The organism is Embleya sp. NPDC020886 (assembly GCF_044333915.1).
Lineage (GTDB): Bacteria > Actinomycetota > Actinomycetes > Streptomycetales > Streptomycetaceae > Embleya.
This window is the reverse complement of sequence record NZ_JBIRRX010000021.1, coordinates 24,060-40,628: the sequence shown is the minus strand read 5'-3', so window position 1 is coordinate 40,628 and position 16,569 is coordinate 24,060. Positions and strand designations below refer to the sequence as shown.

The 16,569-nt window shown below is 71.6% G+C and carries 13 protein-coding genes; 5 read left to right on the top strand and 8 right to left on the bottom strand.

Annotation, left to right across the window (positions count from 1 at the left end; all coding sequences use genetic code 11):
• Positions 1-383 precede the first annotated feature (383 nt).
• Positions 384-2,840: an MMPL family transporter gene (locus ACH4U8_RS41615; RefSeq protein WP_395783478.1), complete on the bottom strand. Its 2,457-nt coding sequence runs from the start codon at positions 2,838-2,840 to the stop codon at positions 384-386.
• Positions 2,841-3,049: 209 nt separating this feature from the next.
• Here ACH4U8_RS41615 and ACH4U8_RS41610 point away from each other — a divergent pair, with 209 nt between their 5' ends.
• Positions 3,050-3,640, top strand: coding sequence for a TetR/AcrR family transcriptional regulator (locus ACH4U8_RS41610; RefSeq protein WP_395783476.1), 591 nt, complete (start codon positions 3,050-3,052; stop codon positions 3,638-3,640).
• Positions 3,641-3,973: 333 nt separating this feature from the next.
• Here ACH4U8_RS41610 and ACH4U8_RS41605 read toward each other — a convergent pair whose 3' ends face one another.
• From ACH4U8_RS41605 to ACH4U8_RS41595, 3 genes are all read right to left on the bottom strand, one after another.
• The gene (locus ACH4U8_RS41605; protein ID WP_395783474.1) at positions 3,974-4,639 is read right to left on the bottom strand and encodes a nitroreductase; all 666 of its coding nucleotides are present in this window, start codon (positions 4,637-4,639) and stop codon (positions 3,974-3,976) included.
• Positions 4,640-5,446: 807 nt separating this feature from the next.
• Positions 5,447-6,595, bottom strand: coding sequence for a methyltransferase domain-containing protein (locus ACH4U8_RS41600; RefSeq protein WP_395783472.1), 1,149 nt, complete (start codon positions 6,593-6,595; stop codon positions 5,447-5,449).
• Positions 6,596-6,748 carry a hypothetical protein gene (locus ACH4U8_RS41595; protein ID WP_360317907.1) on the bottom strand — a complete coding sequence of 51 codons (153 nt, stop codon included), beginning with the start codon at positions 6,746-6,748 and terminating at the stop codon, positions 6,596-6,598.
• A gap of 179 nt (positions 6,749-6,927) precedes the next feature.
• Between ACH4U8_RS41595 and ACH4U8_RS41590 the strand changes: the two genes are divergently transcribed.
• Both ACH4U8_RS41590 and ACH4U8_RS41585 read left to right on the top strand, forming a co-directional pair.
• Positions 6,928-7,377 carry a hypothetical protein gene (locus ACH4U8_RS41590; protein ID WP_395783470.1) on the top strand — a complete coding sequence of 150 codons (450 nt, stop codon included), beginning with the start codon at positions 6,928-6,930 and terminating at the stop codon, positions 7,375-7,377.
• A 172-nt stretch (positions 7,378-7,549) separates the two neighbouring features.
• Positions 7,550-8,479 (top strand): hypothetical protein, encoded by a 930-nt coding sequence (locus ACH4U8_RS41585; protein ID WP_395783468.1) that lies wholly within the window; start codon positions 7,550-7,552, stop codon positions 8,477-8,479.
• A 730-nt stretch (positions 8,480-9,209) separates the two neighbouring features.
• On the opposite strand, the gene ACH4U8_RS41580 is transcribed toward ACH4U8_RS41585, so the two are convergent.
• Entirely contained in the window at positions 9,210-9,434 is a 225-nt protein-coding gene (locus ACH4U8_RS41580) for a hypothetical protein (RefSeq protein ID WP_395783466.1), read from the bottom strand.
• 702 nt (positions 9,435-10,136) lie between these two features.
• On the opposite strand from ACH4U8_RS41580, the gene ACH4U8_RS41575 reads away from it, so the two are divergent.
• Positions 10,137-11,318, top strand: a complete 1,182-nt coding sequence (locus ACH4U8_RS41575) for a hypothetical protein (RefSeq protein WP_395783464.1) — start codon at positions 10,137-10,139, stop codon at positions 11,316-11,318.
• A 650-nt stretch (positions 11,319-11,968) separates the two neighbouring features.
• Here ACH4U8_RS41575 and ACH4U8_RS41570 read toward each other — a convergent pair.
• Together ACH4U8_RS41570 and ACH4U8_RS41565 are read right to left on the bottom strand one after the other, a co-directional pair.
• Positions 11,969-13,099, bottom strand: coding sequence for a sensor histidine kinase (locus ACH4U8_RS41570; RefSeq protein ID WP_395783462.1), 1,131 nt, complete (start codon positions 13,097-13,099; stop codon positions 11,969-11,971).
• On the bottom strand, positions 13,092-13,796 hold the full coding sequence (locus ACH4U8_RS41565) for a response regulator transcription factor (protein WP_360317895.1): 705 nt from the start codon (positions 13,794-13,796) through the stop codon (positions 13,092-13,094). Before ACH4U8_RS41565 ends, ACH4U8_RS41570 begins: the two co-directional genes overlap by 8 nt.
• A gap of 86 nt (positions 13,797-13,882) precedes the next feature.
• On the opposite strand from ACH4U8_RS41565, the gene ACH4U8_RS41560 reads away from it, so the two are divergent.
• A complete protein-coding gene (locus ACH4U8_RS41560) occupies positions 13,883-15,085 on the top strand; it encodes a lipid II:glycine glycyltransferase FemX (RefSeq protein ID WP_395783460.1) in 1,203 nt (400 codons plus the stop codon).
• 67 nt (positions 15,086-15,152) lie between these two features.
• Here ACH4U8_RS41560 and murF read toward each other — a convergent pair whose 3' ends face one another.
• Positions 15,153-16,496: a UDP-N-acetylmuramoyl-tripeptide--D-alanyl-D-alanine ligase gene (gene murF, locus ACH4U8_RS41555; protein ID WP_395783458.1), complete on the bottom strand. Its 1,344-nt coding sequence runs from the start codon at positions 16,494-16,496 to the stop codon at positions 15,153-15,155.
• Positions 16,497-16,569 lie beyond the last annotated feature (73 nt).

Here is a 16,569-nt window from a genome sequence, read left to right as displayed (position 1 = left end):
CCGACCGCGGCGGTGACAACGGACAGCGCCACCGCCACGGTGCAGTCCGGAACCTCGGACTTTCTGGGACCGGGAACGCCGGTGGGGGGATCGGTACGGATCTTCGCAGGGCAAGGAATACGTCACTCTGCGGACCGCCACGGGCCTGACGCCCGAGCGGGTGGAAGTGAGGTTCGTGCCGGCGGTCGCCACCGGCCCGGGCCGGTAGCGACCGGGATCCGACGCCGGGTTCCGTCGCGGGCCCGGGGGGTGAACCGATGGAACACAGTCTGCCGCGGCGGGCATTCGGCCGCCGCTGTCCTGGCCCCTTCGGGGAGTGGCGGGGGAGTCGACCGGAGCCCCCGACGCCGTGCGGCGCCGGGGGCTGTATACGGGCACTCGAGTCATGCGGAGGGAGAGGGGTGCGGGGCCGGGGCCGGCTCGGTGAGCCGGCCGGTGCGGCGGGCCCAGGTTTCGAATGCCACGGTCATGAAGGGAGGTATGGCGGCGAGCAGGGCGAAGAGAGTCGTCCGGCCCAGCCGCCACTTCAGCCGGATCGCCACCAAAACGGTCAGGAGCAGGTAGGCGATGAAGGCGGCTCCGTGGAGTGTTCCGAAGATCCGTACGCCGAGTTCGGTGGTCTTCGGGATGTACTTGACGTACATCCCGATCAGCAGGCCGGCCCAGGTGCATGCCTCGATGACCGCGATCCAGGTGAAGGCGCGCAGCAGGCGCCCGGTCGGGACGGCGGTTTCGCCGGCGGGCCGGGGAGTTGTCCTGCGGCTGGGGCGTGCGGGCCACAGGGCGTGGTCACCGAGCAGGCGGACGATGGCGGGGACCAGGAGCGGCCGGATGAGGAAGGTGTCCAGCAGGATGCCGAAGGCCATGGCGAAGCCGAACTGGAACAGTTCGCGGATCGGTTGGGTCATCAGGACGGCGAAGGTCGCTGCAAGGATGAGGCCCGCGGAGGAGACGACGCCGCCGGTGCGGGTGAGGGCGGCGCTGATGGCCTTGTCCGGGGGCAGGGTGCGCAGCTCCTGCTTGAACCGGCTCATGATGAAGATGTTGTAGTCGACGCCGAGTGCGACGAGGAAGACGAAGATGTATGCGGTGACGCGGTTGCCGATGCCTTCGTCACCCAGGACGGTGACGGTGAGGAAGGTGGTGGCGCCCAAGGTGGCCAGAAAGGACAGGAGGAGGGTTGCCACCAGGTAGAGCGGTGCGAGGAGCGAGCGCAGCAGGAGGATGAGGACCGCTGTGACGATGGCGAGGACCAGGAGCACGATGAAGGTCGTGTCGCGGTCGAGGGCTGAGCGGATGTCGGCGGTCTGCGCCGTCTCTCCCGCGATGAACACCGTGGTGCCCGTCACGCCGGCGGCATCGGCCGCGGCCCGCGCGGTCTCCTTGAGCGGACCGATGGCGTCGAGTGCCTTCGAGCTGTACGGGTCGAGGCTGAGGACGACGTCGTAGAAGACCGTTGTGCCGTCGGGCCCGAAGCGGGGGTGCCGTCCGACCCTGCCGACGTCGTCGACGCCGGCGAGCGCGGCGGCGATGGCGGCGGGCGCGGTGCCGGATCTCAGGTCGTCCCGGGACTGCACGACGACGGTGCCGGGCGCGATCTCACCCGGGCCGAACTTCTCCTGGATGAGGTGCTGTCCGCGCTCGGACTCGGTGGCGGCACGGAAGCCGCCGAGCGTGTTGAAGCTCTCGTGGTAGCCGAGCAACCCGGCACTCATCACCACGAGCAGCGCGACCACGGCCATGCCCACTCGGACCGGGGCCCGGGCGACGAGAGCGGCAACGCGGTGCCAGACGCCCGTGCCGCGGCTTCGTTCGGCGGCTTTGGTCGCGCCACCGGGCCAGAAGACGCTCCCGCCCAGCAGCAGGATCAGGGCGGGGACGAAGGTGAACGCCACCGGCGCCATGACGGCCACGCCGAGAGCGAGGTAGGGCCCGAAGCCGTGCAGCGCCGGGGAGACGGCCACGAGCAGGGCGAACATGGCGAGCACGATGGTCAAGGCGCCGGCGAGGACGGATTCGGTCGTTCGGCGCACCGCGGTCCGCATCGCGCGCGGACGGTCCGTCTCGTCGAGGAGGGCCTCGCGGTAGCGGGCGGTGATGATCAGCGCGTAGTCCGTGCCCACGCCGAACAGCAGCACGGTCATGATCGAGGCGGTTTGGGAGCTGACCGTGATGATCCCGGCGTCCGCGAGGAGTGCTCCGGTCGTCTCCGCCACGCGCATGGCCACGCCGACGGCGAGGAGGGGCACGAGGGCCATCAGGGGTGAGCGGTAGACGGCCAGGAGGATGACGAGGACGAGCAGGATGGTGGCCAGGAGCATGACCTTGTCGCCGCCGCTGAAGACTTTCACGGTGTCGGTGGCGATCCCGGCGGGGCCGGTCACGGCGACTTCGGTGGGACCCGCACGGTCGGCCGCGAGGGCGCGTACCTCGTCGACGGCGTGCTGGAAGGACTCGTCCGAGGGGCTTCCGGTCATGGGCACGATGACCAGTTGGGCGCTGCGGTCCTGCGCGACCAGTTCGGCTACGGCGTCGGGAGCGGTCACCGTGGAGATCACGCTCGCCACATGGTCGGGCCGGGTGGATTCCGAGAGCGCCGAGGTGATGCGAGTGACGGCCTCCCCGGCGCTTGCCGCGGCGTCGGTTCCCTCGCCGCGCACCACGATGATCGCCGGCGTCGCGTCCTGGCCCGGAAGCTGCGCACGGACGAGGGCGCGGGCCTTCATGGAATCCGAGGCGGCGGGCGGAAGGTTGGCGGAGGCGTTGTCCTCGACGGATTCCAGAGCGGGGGCGACCCCGGCGAGGAGGCCCGCGATCAGTACCCAGAACGCGACCACCACGGCGGCACGTTTTCTGGATCCCAGGAGACATCGGAGCATGCGGGAGTACATCGGTTGCATCGGGAAGCCTTCGGCCGGAAGCACGGACAGAACTTAGCGACAGGGGTGTCGCTAAGTTGCGGCCAAGTTAGCACGGGCTCTCTCGGCACCCCGGATACGGCGGTAGATTGGCGCGGGGGACAGCGAATGGCCGAGGCGGAGCGGGGAGAATGCCCAAGATCGAAGCCGGCAGTGTGCGTGAGCACCGGGCCAAGCGGCTCGCTCGGCTGATCGACGCGGCCGAGGCGATCCTGAACGAGGACGGCGTGGAGAACCTCACCGCCGGCGCGGTCGCCGCGCGGGCCGGTATCGCCCGCAACAGCATCTACCGCTACTTCGACTCCATCGAAGACCTGCTCGAACTCGTCGTGACCCGCGAGTTCCCCGCCTGGGTCACCGCCGTCGAGGACGCCATCGCCGCCGAGGCCACACCCCGGGCCCGGGCCGCCGCGTATGTGCGGGCGAATGTCGAGCAGGCGGCCCGCGGTACCCACGGCCGGCGCGCGTCGCTGTCCCGCGGCTCGCTGTCCGATCGCGTCCGGCAGCGGGTCAGGGATCTGCACGGGTCGCTGCACAGGGCGCTGGAGGGCGTGGTCGCCGAACTCGGTCCGGCGCAGCCCGAACTCACCACAGCGGTGATCCAAGCGGTCGTCGACGCGTGCATCCGCAGGATCGACCAGGGCGACGACCCCGCGGAGGTCACCTCGTTCGCCCTGCGCGCCGTGCACCGATTGCTCGCCCCGGACGCCGACCGACAGTGAGCGTCGGCGTACACCTGTACGTCGCCCCGTGTCGGGGACGCCGAACCCGGTCGCCGGCGTCGGCTGTTCGTTCGCCGTCGGTGCCGGCCTCGGGTCGCCGGCCCCACGCGGTTGGGGTCGGTGCCGGCCGGTGCGCGGGGCGGTGTCGTCTTCCGGGCCGGCTGCCGGCTGTTCCCTGATCGCCGTCTCCACCAGGGCGCGTGCGGCCCAGGTGATGGCCTCCTGCTCGGCCTGTGGGCCGAGTCCGCGGACGTCGCGCGGGGCGGTCGGTTGCGTGCGGCCGACCGGCATCCGTCGAAGGCGATGCACCTGCGGATCCCGACCGTCGGATGGTCACATTCCGACGAAGCTCACTGTTTCGGTCGTGTCCGCCCGCCCGGTGCGCAGCCGTGGCGTGCCTTCCTTCTCGAATCCCACGGAGACACCGCAGAACAGCACGAGCCCCTCGTCGGCTCCGACCATTTCGTTGACGGTCTTGCGATACATCGTCCACATCACCTGCGGACAGCTGTGCAGCCCTTCCGCCCTCAGCAACAGCATGACCGTCTGCAGGTACATCCCCGCGTCCGCCCACTGCCCGGGACCCATCGTCTCGTCGAGGTAGCAGAACAGCACGACCGGCGCCCCGAAGGCCCGCGAGTTCAAGGCGGCGATCTTCATGGGCCTTTCGGGGTCGTCGCGCTCGATGCCCAACGCTTCGTAGCGCTGGGCGGCCGCGGCGGCGAAGCGGTCCGTGTACGGCGAGGTCAGTTCGGCCGGGTACATCGGATACTCCCGCTCGTCGCCCGGGTCGCCCGCCAGGGCCCTGGCCGTCGCGCGCCTCTTCAGTTCGGCCAGGGGCTCGCCCGCCACGACATAGGCATGCCACGGCTGGAGGTTCCCGCTCGACGGAGCCCGCGTTGCCGCGGTCAGCACTCGTTCGAGAACCTCCCGGGGTACCGGCTCGTCGCCGAACGCCCGCACGGCCCGGCGGCCGTCCACCGCTTCATACACATCCACGTGGTTCTCGTCCTCTCAGTCGACGCAGCTCGACCTGTCGGTCGGCAAAGGCTCTTCGTCGGTCCCGGGTCGTCTCGGTTCAGCTCTTCCTCGACGGTACGGATGGTGGTCACGGGGTTGTCGGCCGGCTCGCGGAAACGGTGTCCTTCGTCGTCAGCGTGTTGCCGGACCAGCACAGCCGGTACCGGAACGGACTGGGTGGTCTCCCACGTCGGACACGGCACGACGACGTGGCCGGACGACTGCGGCCCGGTGTCGCACATGCTTGCCGAAGGCGGCCTCGACACGGTCCAACGGCACTGCAACACTCGCTTCGCCATCCGCCCACCCTGACCAGACGCGAACGCGTCGACCTACGGGTCGTCCGCCTCCTCCTCGACGGACACTGCGTCGTCCACCCCACACGCAACCTCCGCTCCGCCCGACTACTCGACGACACCGACCCGACCGTACGCGCCCTCCTTCGCGGAGAAGCAGCAAGCTTCTCTCCGCGGGCCCCTACGACATCGACGTGGCCGGACGCGTCCTGGCCGTGGGACAAGTCGCCTCCTACCACCCCGACATCGTCCTCGCGCCGACCCCCACACCCGGACAGGGCGACCCAACGAACGAAACCGGCGGTCCACTCGTGCGACTCACCACCGCCGACGGCACAGGCTTCCATCTGTTCGGGCGTTCGCCCACTTCGACGGGCGCTAAAGCCGTACGCCGACACGACCACGCGTGATCCGGATCCTCCCGGGCCGTAGCGCTACCGGATGGTCCCGTCCCGGCGCGGGCGTGTCGTGCGGCGAGTCTTGGTCTTTGTCAGGCCGAGGTGGGGAGGTGGAAGCGGCGGCCGGTGTCGGGGTCGCCCTCCCACACGTACTGCTCGTCCCGGCCGATGGTGATGCCGTGGTCCCAGCGGCTTACCTGCCCGTGCGCGATCCATGCGTCCCAGGCGGTCTCGAGCGCGTCGAGCAAGCGCAGGGGACCGCCTTGTTCGGTGCGGGCGCCGCCGTCGGGCTCGGTGGTGACGACGGCCCAGGAGGAGGTGCCGTCGTGGATCCAGGCGTTGACGCCGTCGTCGTCGGTGTCGGTGGTGTAGAGCACGTCGGGCAGCGCCATGCGCAGCGCCCACAGGAGGTTCGGGTCGGTGTGCAGGGGGGTGATGTCGCGGTGGACGGCGCGTTTGTCGTCGGGGGCCCGGCCGGCGCGGACCTGGGTCCAGGAGCGGACGGTGGCGGCGGGGGCGGGGGTGCCGCGTGCGTGCATGAATTGCGCGAGGCCGTGCATCCAGCCTCGGGCGCTGCGATGGTCGTCGGCGACGGTGACGGCGAAGTGCCCCATGCGGCCGAGAGGGAAGACCAGGTCGCCGCCGGGGACGGTCTGTTCGATCCAGGCCCAGGGGACGTGGTCGACGGCGTAGGTGGCGATCACCCGGTCGTAGGGGGCCGTTTCGGGCCGCCCGAGGTTGCCGTCGCCGACCGAGACGTCGACGCGAACCCCGGAACGCCGCAGCCTCCCGTCCGCCGCGTCCGCGAGTCCCGCCGCAGCCTCCACACCGGTCACCCGCCCGGAGCCGCCGACGCGGTGTGCGAGCAGTGCCGCGTTCCAGCCGGTCCCCGTGCCCAACTCAAGCACGCGGTGGCCGGGTTCGACGTCGAGGGAGTCGAGCATGGTCGCCACGACCGCAGGCGCCGACAGCGACGACGACGGGATGCCGTCGGTGATCTCGGTGACGGCCGCGTCGTCGGGCCCGGCGTAGACGAGTTCGGCCCATCGGTCGGGGTCGGCGGTGCGGTCGACGGGTACATAAGCGGTTTCGTTCCAGTCCCAGAGCCGGTCCGGTGCGAACGTGTGGCGGGGCAGCGCGTCGAACGCGTCGCGAACCCAGGGGGCGTCCTCGGGCCAAGCGTGACGCGCCCGCATCGCCTCGTCCAGGGCACGGCGACGAACTTCGAGGACGCCGGCCATCTACTTCGGGTCCTTCTTGTGGCGGCCGTCCGGGGTCGGCTCCGGAGTGGGCTGCCCGTCCTTGTTGCCTGGCGGGGGGTTGCCCTTGGACGGGTCGGGGGCCGGTTTGTTGTGCTCGCCCATGATGGTGGTCGCCCCTTCTCGGGTCGTCACAGTCCGAAACCTCATGATGACGCAACCGAGAGCGGAGGGGGAACGGTTCGTGACGACCGAAGCCATCACGCGACAGGACGCAGTGTCATGGCCGCCTTCCCGTGCCGCCGCCGTCGAGGACCACCTCGCTGTGTTCGTACGCATTGCGGCGGGTCGGGCGGATGCGGTGGTACTCCTGCATGAGTAGAGACGCCGAGGTCATCGTGCCGGCCCGTCATGCGGACGAGGTCATGGAGCCGCTGACCTGGCAGGACACGGAACGCACCTGGCGGGGCCATGTCGGGCCGATCTCGGGTCGGTGGGGCTTCGACTTCGGGTGGGCCCTGGAGTTCGACAAGGCCCGGGCCCGCCACGGCCTGCTCAGGCATCTGGAGTCGCTGCCGTGGCCGTATCCGGGAACGGTGCGGGTGCTGCTCCGCGACCAGGACGACGACTGTTTCGGGTTGTGGATGCTCCGGGACGGCAGGCTCGTGGAGGTCGCCATCGAGCGCACGGAGCGGTTTCACCGAGCTTCTCCGCCCAACGAGCGGTTCGAGCCCGCCCCGGGGCTGCTGCTGCGGACCGATCCGGGCGCGGATCTGCCCGAGCAGACGCCGGAGGAACTCCGCGATCCCCGCCCGGTCCGGTAGGCCCCCGACCACGACCTCGTCGGGCCCCGCCGCCCGGCGCCGAGGGCCGGCCTTCGATCCGCGCCGAATGGCCGAGGGTGTGGTGGCAATGCCGTGCGGGCCTTCCCTGCGGGTGTCTGCTGCTCGGCGCGGACGCGGACCTGCTCGAGCGCGTTGCCCGTAGCCTCTGCGCGTGACGCTTATGAAGCAAATATGTGGGCGCCTGGCGCTCCTGTGCGCGGTGGTGGCCGTGGTCGTCGGCAATCTGCCGCTCTTCCTCGTCCCGCCCAAGGGCGCAATGCTGTATCCGGCCGTCGCGGCGCCGGCGTTCGCCGTCGCCTGGGCCGCGTTGTCCGCGTCCGACCGGCGCGGTATCGCGCGTGTGGACCTCGACAAGCCGGACACCCCCCGCCAGGCGCGTCCCGGCTCCGCCTGGCTCGTACGCATCGGCCTCGCCGTCGTCGTCGGCCTCGGCAGCGGTGCCGCGCTGATCCAGGTGATCGGACCCGACGGCGAGTACGGGCGCCGCGTGGCCGAGGTCCGCGAGGCCGGTGGCGGACGCCACACCCTGCCCATCGACAGCGTCGTCGGCACGGCGCGCCGAACCGGCACGAGCATCAACGAGCAGGACCAGTACGCCGCCACGGTCACCGTCACCGTCCCGTTCACCGACGGCCCGCGCAGTGTCACCGTGTCGGGGGTGCGCACGCTCGATGCGCCCGCCCCTGGTCGCGCCGCACATCTGGTCTATGCCGCCGATCACCCGGAACTCGGCGTCCACGACGACCCGTACGGGTTCTTCGACACCACCTTCCCGATGATCTTCATATGGGCGTTCACCGGCGTTCTCACGCTCGTCCTCGCCGGCGGCCTCGCCACCGTGAACATCGGCCGCCTGCGGATCTTCCATCCGCGTGTGCACCTGCCGGCCATGCTGATCCTCGGCGCGGGCGGCGCGCTGCTGCTGCCCCTGGTACTCGGCCACCCGGACGGCAGCACGGACATCCTCCTCGCCGTCCCGGCCGCCGCGGCGCCCTGGGCCGCGGCGGTGTGGATGATCGTCAAACTCGGGCGCCTGCACGGCACGGACGCGGTGTTCGCACCCACCCACTTCGATGCCTGAGTCGCGATATCGCCCGGGTATCGGAGTTCCGAGGTAGTCCTCCCAGGTCCGGACGCCCACCGCGTTCTCCGGCGTAATGGCTTCGTCCACTTCCAGGAGGAGCATTCGGCGATGGGTTCGACGGCAGCAGACGATCATCAGGGCCAAGGATGTTCGCCGATTTCGACGGCACGGCTGAGGCGGGTGTTTCGGGGCGATGATGCCTTGTGGTGTGGACGTCACGGCTTCCCCGTCCTCGGGGCCGCGTCATTGCCTGGCGTGTGGCCCTGCGCGGGCCGTTCCGACCTTGCCTGGCGGAGGAACTCGTTGTGGGCGTCGCCCGGGAAGAGCGTGTCGTTTCGGAACGAGGCGTCCGAGGACTCGAACAACACCGCTGCATGCGGCGGTCGAGGCTGCGGCGGACGATCGGCGACGACGTCCCGAAGGATCCGCCGGATCGGCGGATCGGCGGATCTTCGCTCTCAGGGGTTGCCGCCGCAACCGGCCCGCATCCCTCTCCCACCGTCTTCGTTGGTCTTCGCACTGGTGCTCGGAATCTCCGGGTGCCGCCTTGACGGGTCGGGTGCGAGGAAGGTGTGCCGGTGACGTCCCGGTTGCGGGTGATCCGAGGTGGCGGTGTCCCGCTTGAACCGGTGACCGCCGATCCGTTCGACTGCGGCGCCCCGGTCGCGGTCGGCATCATCGGCGGCGAACACCGCTGCCGCGTCCACCGCATCCGCGACGCTCCCGCTCACCAGCCGGTGGGTATGTCCGCCAGTGCGTACTCGTCCTGTCCGCGGGCGCAGAGCGCCAAGCGGACGTCGTTGCCGCTGCGGTCCCTTCCGATCATCGACGCGACGGGTGGCTCGGTGCAGTCGCTGCCGTGCAGGCTGCATCGTTCCCGGTGGGCGACGGTGTTCTTGTGGTGGTGGTCCGGGCTGTATCGCGTCCACCCGATCGGTGTGTAGCGTGCCATCGCCGGTCGCCCCCTCGGTCGGTGCGAGGTCTTTCACGGTCGTGTCGGGGCCCGGGGAGGAACATCGGCCGATCGAGGTCGCGATTGACGATCGGCGACATGCGGCTCCGGTGACGCGTCCGCAGGCGCCCCGACTGTGCGACACACCGTACGCTCCGCGGTTGCTCTTCCTCGTGGAACCCGCCGATTTGCCAGGAGCGTTCGCGATCCTGCCCCGGCGGGTGCCGCCGTCGGGCGTGGTTGGGGCCTCGTCACCGATCACGCCACCACGGGAGCGCCGGAGGCGCGGTATCCGGCCCGGATTCGTGTCAGGTTGCCTCCGTGTGTGAGGGGTCGCGTCGGTGCGCACCTCGTATGCCCGTTCCGCCGCGAAAAACTGGGTTCGCGTGTCATCGTGGGGCGGAGGGCCCCCGCGACGGCGGATGGGCGGTGTTGCGCGCTGTCGCTCTCGTCGGGGCCGTCGTGCGGGCGCGATCGCACCGATGGGGGATGCGGGGCCACTCGGACTCCGGGCCGCAGCGGTGTCGATATGCCGGAAGGGGCCTCGAGCTCATGTCCACGACCGTTTCGTCCCACTTACGTCTACCGCGAACGCGGCGGCGCCTGGGCGCCGTCATCTCCTCGTGTGCGCTGTTGTGCGGGGGCCTGGTGGCTCTGGCGGCGTCCCCGGCGTCGGCCGCCGGAGTGTGCGCCGTCCCCGTGGTGACCGCGACCACCACCACGATCACCTGCACGGCCGGCGGCACCGGCAGCCTGACCGTGCCGGCCGACGTCACCTTCGGGCAGGTCGTCCTCGACGGCGCGGGCGGCGGCGCCTCGGCCGACGGAGTACCCGGCGGCAAGGGCGCCCACGTCGAGGCGACCCTGGCCGTGACCGCGGGCACCACACTCGACGTCGTCGTCGGCTCCCGCGGGGGACGCCTGAGCGGCTACCGCGGTTCCTCCGGTCTCGGCGGTGGCCTCGTCGCGGTCACCGACTCCGGCGGCACCCGTCTGCTGACCGCCGGTTCCGGCGGCGGCGCGGGCGGGCCCGGTGTCGCGACCCCCGCCTTCCCGGGCACGCCCGGCGGCGACAGCGGTGCCGCCGGGTCCGCCGGTGCCGGCGACTCCGTCGGAGGGGGAGGGGGAGGCGGCGGCGCCGGGAGCGCGACCGCGGGCGGCGCCGGCGGCACGGGAGCGGGCGCCGGACAAACCCCCGGACCCAGCGCGGGCAACCCGGGCGCGTGGCCGAACGCGGCCGGAGGGTTCCCCAGCCCCAACATCTACGACGGCGCCGGCTACGGCGGCCAGGGCGGCGCGGGCTACGGCTCCGGCGGTGCCGGTGGTGGCGGCGGCGTGAACGTCGTCCCCGGAGGGGGGCAGACCGGTGGTGCCGGCGGCAGCGGGGGCGGCGGCTCCAGCCTGGTGTCCGGAACCGTTCCCGGTTCACCTTCCTCGGTCACCGACGGCGTCAACGCCGGCAACGGCCTCGTCGTCTTCACCTTCCCCAACCCCAAGGCCGACATCGACGTCGACGTCACCGCGCAGCCACACCTGGGCATCCTGGTGCCGTACCTGACCTACACGCTGACCGCGCACAACACCGGACCCGACGCCGTCACCTCGGCCACCCTCACCGCCACGCTGCCCACCGGCGCGACCGCCACCGACCTCTCGCCCGGATGCACCACGACCACCGACACCGTGACCTGCTCCTACGGCGCCATCGCCAACGGTTCCAACTCCGCCAAGTCGTTCCGCGTCCCGCTGCACCTGCTGTCGCTGGGACACGTCTCCGTCACCGGCACGCGCACCGCGTCCGCGCCTGCCGACCCCAACTCCGCCAACGACAGCGCCACCGCCACTTGCACCGTGGTCTCCGTCGTCCTCGCCATCTGCCCCTGACCGCCCCACCCGCCCATCCGGACACGGCTCAGCCGGGTCCGGATGGGACGCTCGTTCGACGTGATCGAGACCCCCCGGCCGAATGCCCGCCGCGGCAGCGCGTGTTCGACCGCCTCCCCACCCGCACAAGCGGGCGCCTCGGCGCGGAGCGCCACGAGGGAGAGGGCGGTGCGCGGGTGGACCGAAACGGTACATGTCGTCGGCCGGGCGTCGAACGCGGAGGGAAATCGGATGTCGACGTCGTCCCACGGGCGTTCCCCCGAGACCTTCCGCACGCCGTACCCGTCGGGGCATGCGACTCGGCCTCGGGACGCCGTCGCCGGGCACGGCATCCGCGCGGAGGGCCCCGGCGCCCCGGCTCCCCGAACGGGCCATGCCCGCCGGGCCGTCGGCGCTCCCCGGCGGCGGCCGCGGCCGCCGCCGGCGACATCCGCCCGTCCAGGCACGGCGCAAGTATCCGGTAGCGGGCCATCGCCACCGCGCCGACCGCGGGCTCGGAGGCGGCGAGGCGGCCGGCGTCGGCCTGGGATCCGGCACTCCCGGCTGGATCGTTGACGGCCGGATCGTTCCGCGGCGCGCCGCCCGCGGACCCACCGAACGATTCAGTCGCCCATGGCGATAGCGAAGAACGGCTTCGGCGCCGCTCGGGCTCAGAGGCGGACGACCTCGGCGGCGGGCACGGCCGGTGGGAGTTCCACGGTGATGCGGAGCCCGCCAGTGGGGCGCGGGGTGAGCGTGAGGGTTCCGTTGTGTGCGCGCGTGATGGTTTTGACGATGGCCAGGCCGAGGCCGACGCCCGCGTGGTCGGCGTGGAGGCGCTCGGTGCCGCGCTGGAACGGTTCGGTGAGTGTCGAGGCCAGTTCCGGGGTGACCATCCCGCCGGTGTTCTCGACGGCGAGGACCGCGGCGTCGGGGCGAAGGCTCGTATGCACCCACACGGTGCCGCGGTCGGGCAGATTGTGGACGATCGCGTTGTGCACGAGGTTCGTGGTCAGTTGCAGCAGGAGCGCGGGTGAGCCGAGGGCAGGGGTGACGTCGCCGGAGGTCTCGAGGGTGACGTCGTGCTTCTCGGCCAGGGGGAGGAGAGTTTCGACGGTCTCCTCCGCCATCAGGGACAGGTCGACGGATTCGAGGGTGAAGGACCGCCGGCCGGCGCGGCTGAGCAGGAGCAGCGCCTCGGTGAGGTCGATCGCCCGGGTGTTGACGGAGTGGAGACGTTCGATGAGTTCGGCGGCATCGTGGTCCGGATCGTTGCGGGCGACGTCGAGAAGTGTCTGCGCGATCGCCAGCGGGGTGCGCAGTTCGTGGGAGGCGTTGGCCGCGAATCTCTGTTGTTCGGCGACGTGTGCTTCGAGCTGCGCGAGCATCGTGTCGAAAACGTCGGCGAGTTCGCGGAACTCGTCGTTGGGGCCCGCCAGACGGATCCGGTGGGTCAGTGATCCGTGCGAGGCCATCCGCGCCGCGTCCGCGATCCGGGTGAGCGGTGCGAGCATGCGTCCGGCGAGGATCCATCCCCCCACGAGGCCGAACACGAGGAGGAAGGCCAGCGCCGCGACGGCGGCAGGGGTGAAGCCGCGCATGAGTTCGGAGCGGCCGGGCCCGGTGACGATGATCACCGAGTCGTACTCCTGCTTGTACTCGTCCGGGTGGGTGCGGGTCGGCACCCAGCGCAGTACGAACACCCAGAACACGGCCAGCATGAGGGTGCCGGCGACGAGGACGAATCCGGCGTAGCTGAAGGTGAGCTTCAGCCGGGCGCTGAGCCCCGCTCGTCTATGCATGAGTGCCGCCGGGTCCGGGGGTGTCCAGGGTGTCCGTGCCGGTGTCGATCCGGTAGCCGACACCGGGCACCGTGGCGATCAGCCACGGTTCGCCGAGACGTTTGCGCAACGCGGAGATGGTGATGCGGACGGCGTTGGTGAAGGGGTCGGCGTTGCTGTCCCAGGCCCGCTCCAGGAGCTCTTCGGCGCTGACCACACCGCCTTCGGCGGCGACGAGCACTTCGAGTACGGCGAACTGCTTCCGGGTGAGCGCGACGTAGCGGCCGTCGCGGTAGACCTGGCGGCGGAACGCGTCCAGCCGCAGGCCCGCGATCTCGCGCACCGGCGGCCTGCTGTACGCCCGCCTGCGGTCGAGTGCCCTGAGCCTGAGCACGAGTTCCCGGAGTTCGAACGGCTTCGTGAGGTAGTCGTCGGCGCCGAGTTCGAACCCGGTGGTCTTGTCGTCCAGCCGGTCGGCGGCGGTAAGCATGAGGATCGGCATGCCGCTGCCGGAGGCGACGATGCGCCGGGTGATCTCGTCGCCGTCGGGGCCGGGGATGTCCCGGTCGAGGACGGCGATGTCGTACGCGTTGACGCTCAGCAGCTCCAGGGCGGTGTCCCCGTCCCCCGCGATATCGCCGGCGATCGCCTCCAGGCGCAGACCATCGCGGATCGCCTCCGCCATCAGGGGTTCGTCCTCGACGATCAACACACGCACGCTCCGAGGCTACGAGGCGACGCGTATCGTCGGCGTATCGAAAACCGGATACGCGCCGACAACACCGCGGCGACTCGACTGGGCGGATGAACCACAGCGAACCGGCACGACCGGCGGGTACGCGTCCGAGCATCCGGCCGATCAGCGACGCCGAGCACTTGGCGTTCGTCCGGACCCAGCGGTCGGTCAGCTTCCTGCAGACCCCGGCGTGGGGCCAGGTCAAGACCGAATGGCGCAGCGAGTCCCTCGGCTGGTACGACGGGCGGCGGCTGGTCGGCGCCGGGCTCGTGCTGCACCGCCCGGTGCCGCGGCTGGAGCGCTACACGCTGGCCTACCTGCCCGAAGGCCCGGCCATCGACTGGACCGGCGACATCGGCGCGTGGCTCGACCCGTTGGCGGCCCACCTCAAGGCGCACGGCGCGTTCGCGATCCGGCTCGGACCGCCCGTGCGCACGGATGCCTGGAGTGCCGCCCAGGTCAAGGAGGGCATCGCCGACCCGGGCAGCAAGCGGCTCACCGACATGCCCACCTGGCAGGCCCATCCGGTCGGCGCCCGCGTGGCAGCCGGCCTCAGGGGCGCCGGCTGGCTGCCGCAGAGCCCCGAGAACGGCTTCGGGGTCGGGCATCCGCAGTTCAAGTACGAGATCCCGCTGGCAGGCAGGACCGAGGAGGACCTGCTCGGGGGCATGAACCAGCTCTGGCGCCGCAACATCAAGAAGGCCGCCAAGGAAGGCGTCGAGGTCACGGTCGCCGGGGGACCGACAGGTGCCTCGGCGGAAGACGGACAGGCAGGTGCGGGCCGCGTCGCTGCGGACCTGAAGGCGTTCCACGACCTCTACGTCCACACCGCCGAGCGCGACCGCTTCAGGCCCCGGCCGCTGCGCTACTTCGAGACCATGTTCGCGGCGATGGGCGCCGAGGACCCCGAGCGGATCAGGCTCTACCTGGCCCACCACCAGGGCGACCTGGTCGCCGCGACCATCCTCGTCCGCGTCGGCGCCCACGCGTGGTACTCCTACGGCGCCTCCTCCACCCGCAAGCGCGAGGTACGCGGCTCCAACGCCTGCCAGTGGGCGATGATCCGCGACGCGCTGGCGGCCGGCTGCGACGTCTACGACCTGCGCGGCATCACCCCCACCCTCGATTCCGACGACCCACACGTCGGACTGATCCGGTTCAAGGTCGGCACCGGCGGTCAGGCGGTCAGGTACGCCGGCGAGTGGGACCTGCCGCTGCGGCCGATGGTCTACCGGGCCTTCGACCTGTACATGCGGCGACGGGGGCGATGAGGGCGGATCGGGTACACGGATCGCCCGGCCCGCGCCCCGGCCGGGCGCCGACCCACCGAGCAACCGGCTACGCCAACGCCGCGGCGACCTCGTCGAGGCGTGCCCCGCGCGAGGCCTTGACGAGCACCACGTCGTCGGCGGCGAGGCGGCCGCGCAGCCAGTCCACGGCCGCGGCGTTGTCGGTCAGTGCCACCGCCCGCTCGCCCGCGCCGTCGGCGATCGGCCGGGCGGCCTCGCCGACCGCGGCGACCACGTCGGCCCGGGAGGCGGCGTACTCCCCGACGGCGCGGTGCTCGGCCCCGCCGGCGGCACCGAGCTCCAGCATTTCGCCGAGGACGGCGATGCGGCGCCCGCCCTCGATCGTGGCCAGCGCGTCCAGGGCCGCGCGGGTCGACTCGGGGTTGGCGTTGTAGGAGTCGTTGAGCAGCGTCGCGCCGCACGCGAGGCCGCGCAGCTCCATACGCCACTTCGACAGCGAGGCGGAGGCCGCCGCGGCCGTCGCCACGTCGAGGGGTACGCCGAGCGCCAGCCCCGCCGCCACGGCGGCCGACGCGTTGAACGCCTGGTGGGCGCCGACGAACGGCAGTGCCAGGGGAGCCGAGGCGTCGGCGGTCCGCAGCGTGCAGGACGGCCGGCCGAGCCGGTCCAGCGCGACATCGAGCACTCGTACGTCGGCGTGGGCCGCCCGGCCGAAGGTCAGCACCGGGCCGTCGGTGAGCGCGCGCATGGCGGCCACCCGGGGGTCGTCGGCGTTGAGTACGGCGGTGCCGCCGGCCGCCAGCCCCTGCACCAGCTCGCCCTTGGCTTTGGCGATGGCCGCGCGCGACCCGAACTCGCCGAGGTGGGCCTGGCCGACGTTGAGGACGACGGCGACGTCGGGCGCGGCCAACGCGGTGAGGTCGGCGATGTCGTCGATGTGGCGGGCTCCCATCTCGAGGACGAGGAAGCGGGTGGCCGCGTCGGCGCGCAGCATGGTGAGTGGCACACCGAGCTCGTTGTTGAGCGAGCCGAACGTGGCGACCGTCGGTGCGGCACCCGAAAGCACCGCCGCCAGCAGGTCCTTGGTGCCGGTCTTGCCCTGGGAACCGGTCAGCCCGACGACGGTCAGCCGGTCGCGCAGCCGGGCCACGACGTGAGTGGCGAGGGCTTGCAGCGCGGCCTGGGCGTCCTCGACGACGACGGTGGGGAGCGCGGTGGGCCGGGAGCCGAGCACGGCCACCGCACCGGCCCGGCCGGCCTGGGCGGCGTAGTCGTGGCCGTCGACCCGCTCGCCGGCGACGGCGACGAAGAGGCCGCCCGGCTCGGCCTGCCGACCGTCGAGTACGGCCGGCGCGGTCACCGTGACGCAGGAGTCGCCCTTGACCGTCCCGCCGACGATCGCGGCGATCTCGTCGAGGCCGAGCGGGATCATGAGGTTGCTTCGCGGTAGGTCATGCCTCCAGTGAAAGCGGCGCGGCGTTGCGCGAGCGTATGCGGATTTCCAT

Excerpts from the sequence above, each read along its gene's own strand:
- murF (WP_395783458.1), bottom strand. The coding sequence starts at position 16,496 with ATGATCCCGCTCGGCCTCGACGAGATCGCCGCGATCGTCGGCGGGACG.
- ACH4U8_RS41580 (WP_395783466.1), bottom strand. The coding sequence starts at position 9,434 with ATGGCACGCTACACACCGATCGGGTGGACGCGATACAGCCCGGACCAC.
- ACH4U8_RS41590 (WP_395783470.1), top strand. The coding sequence starts at position 6,928 with ATGAGTAGAGACGCCGAGGTCATCGTGCCGGCCCGTCATGCGGACGAG.
- ACH4U8_RS41600 (WP_395783472.1), bottom strand. The coding sequence starts at position 6,595 with ATGGCCGGCGTCCTCGAAGTTCGTCGCCGTGCCCTGGACGAGGCGATG.
- ACH4U8_RS41560 (WP_395783460.1), top strand. The coding sequence starts at position 13,883 with ATGAACCACAGCGAACCGGCACGACCGGCGGGTACGCGTCCGAGCATC.
- ACH4U8_RS41610 (WP_395783476.1), top strand. The coding sequence starts at position 3,050 with ATGCCCAAGATCGAAGCCGGCAGTGTGCGTGAGCACCGGGCCAAGCGG.
- ACH4U8_RS41570 (WP_395783462.1), bottom strand. The coding sequence starts at position 13,099 with ATGCATAGACGAGCGGGGCTCAGCGCCCGGCTGAAGCTCACCTTCAGC.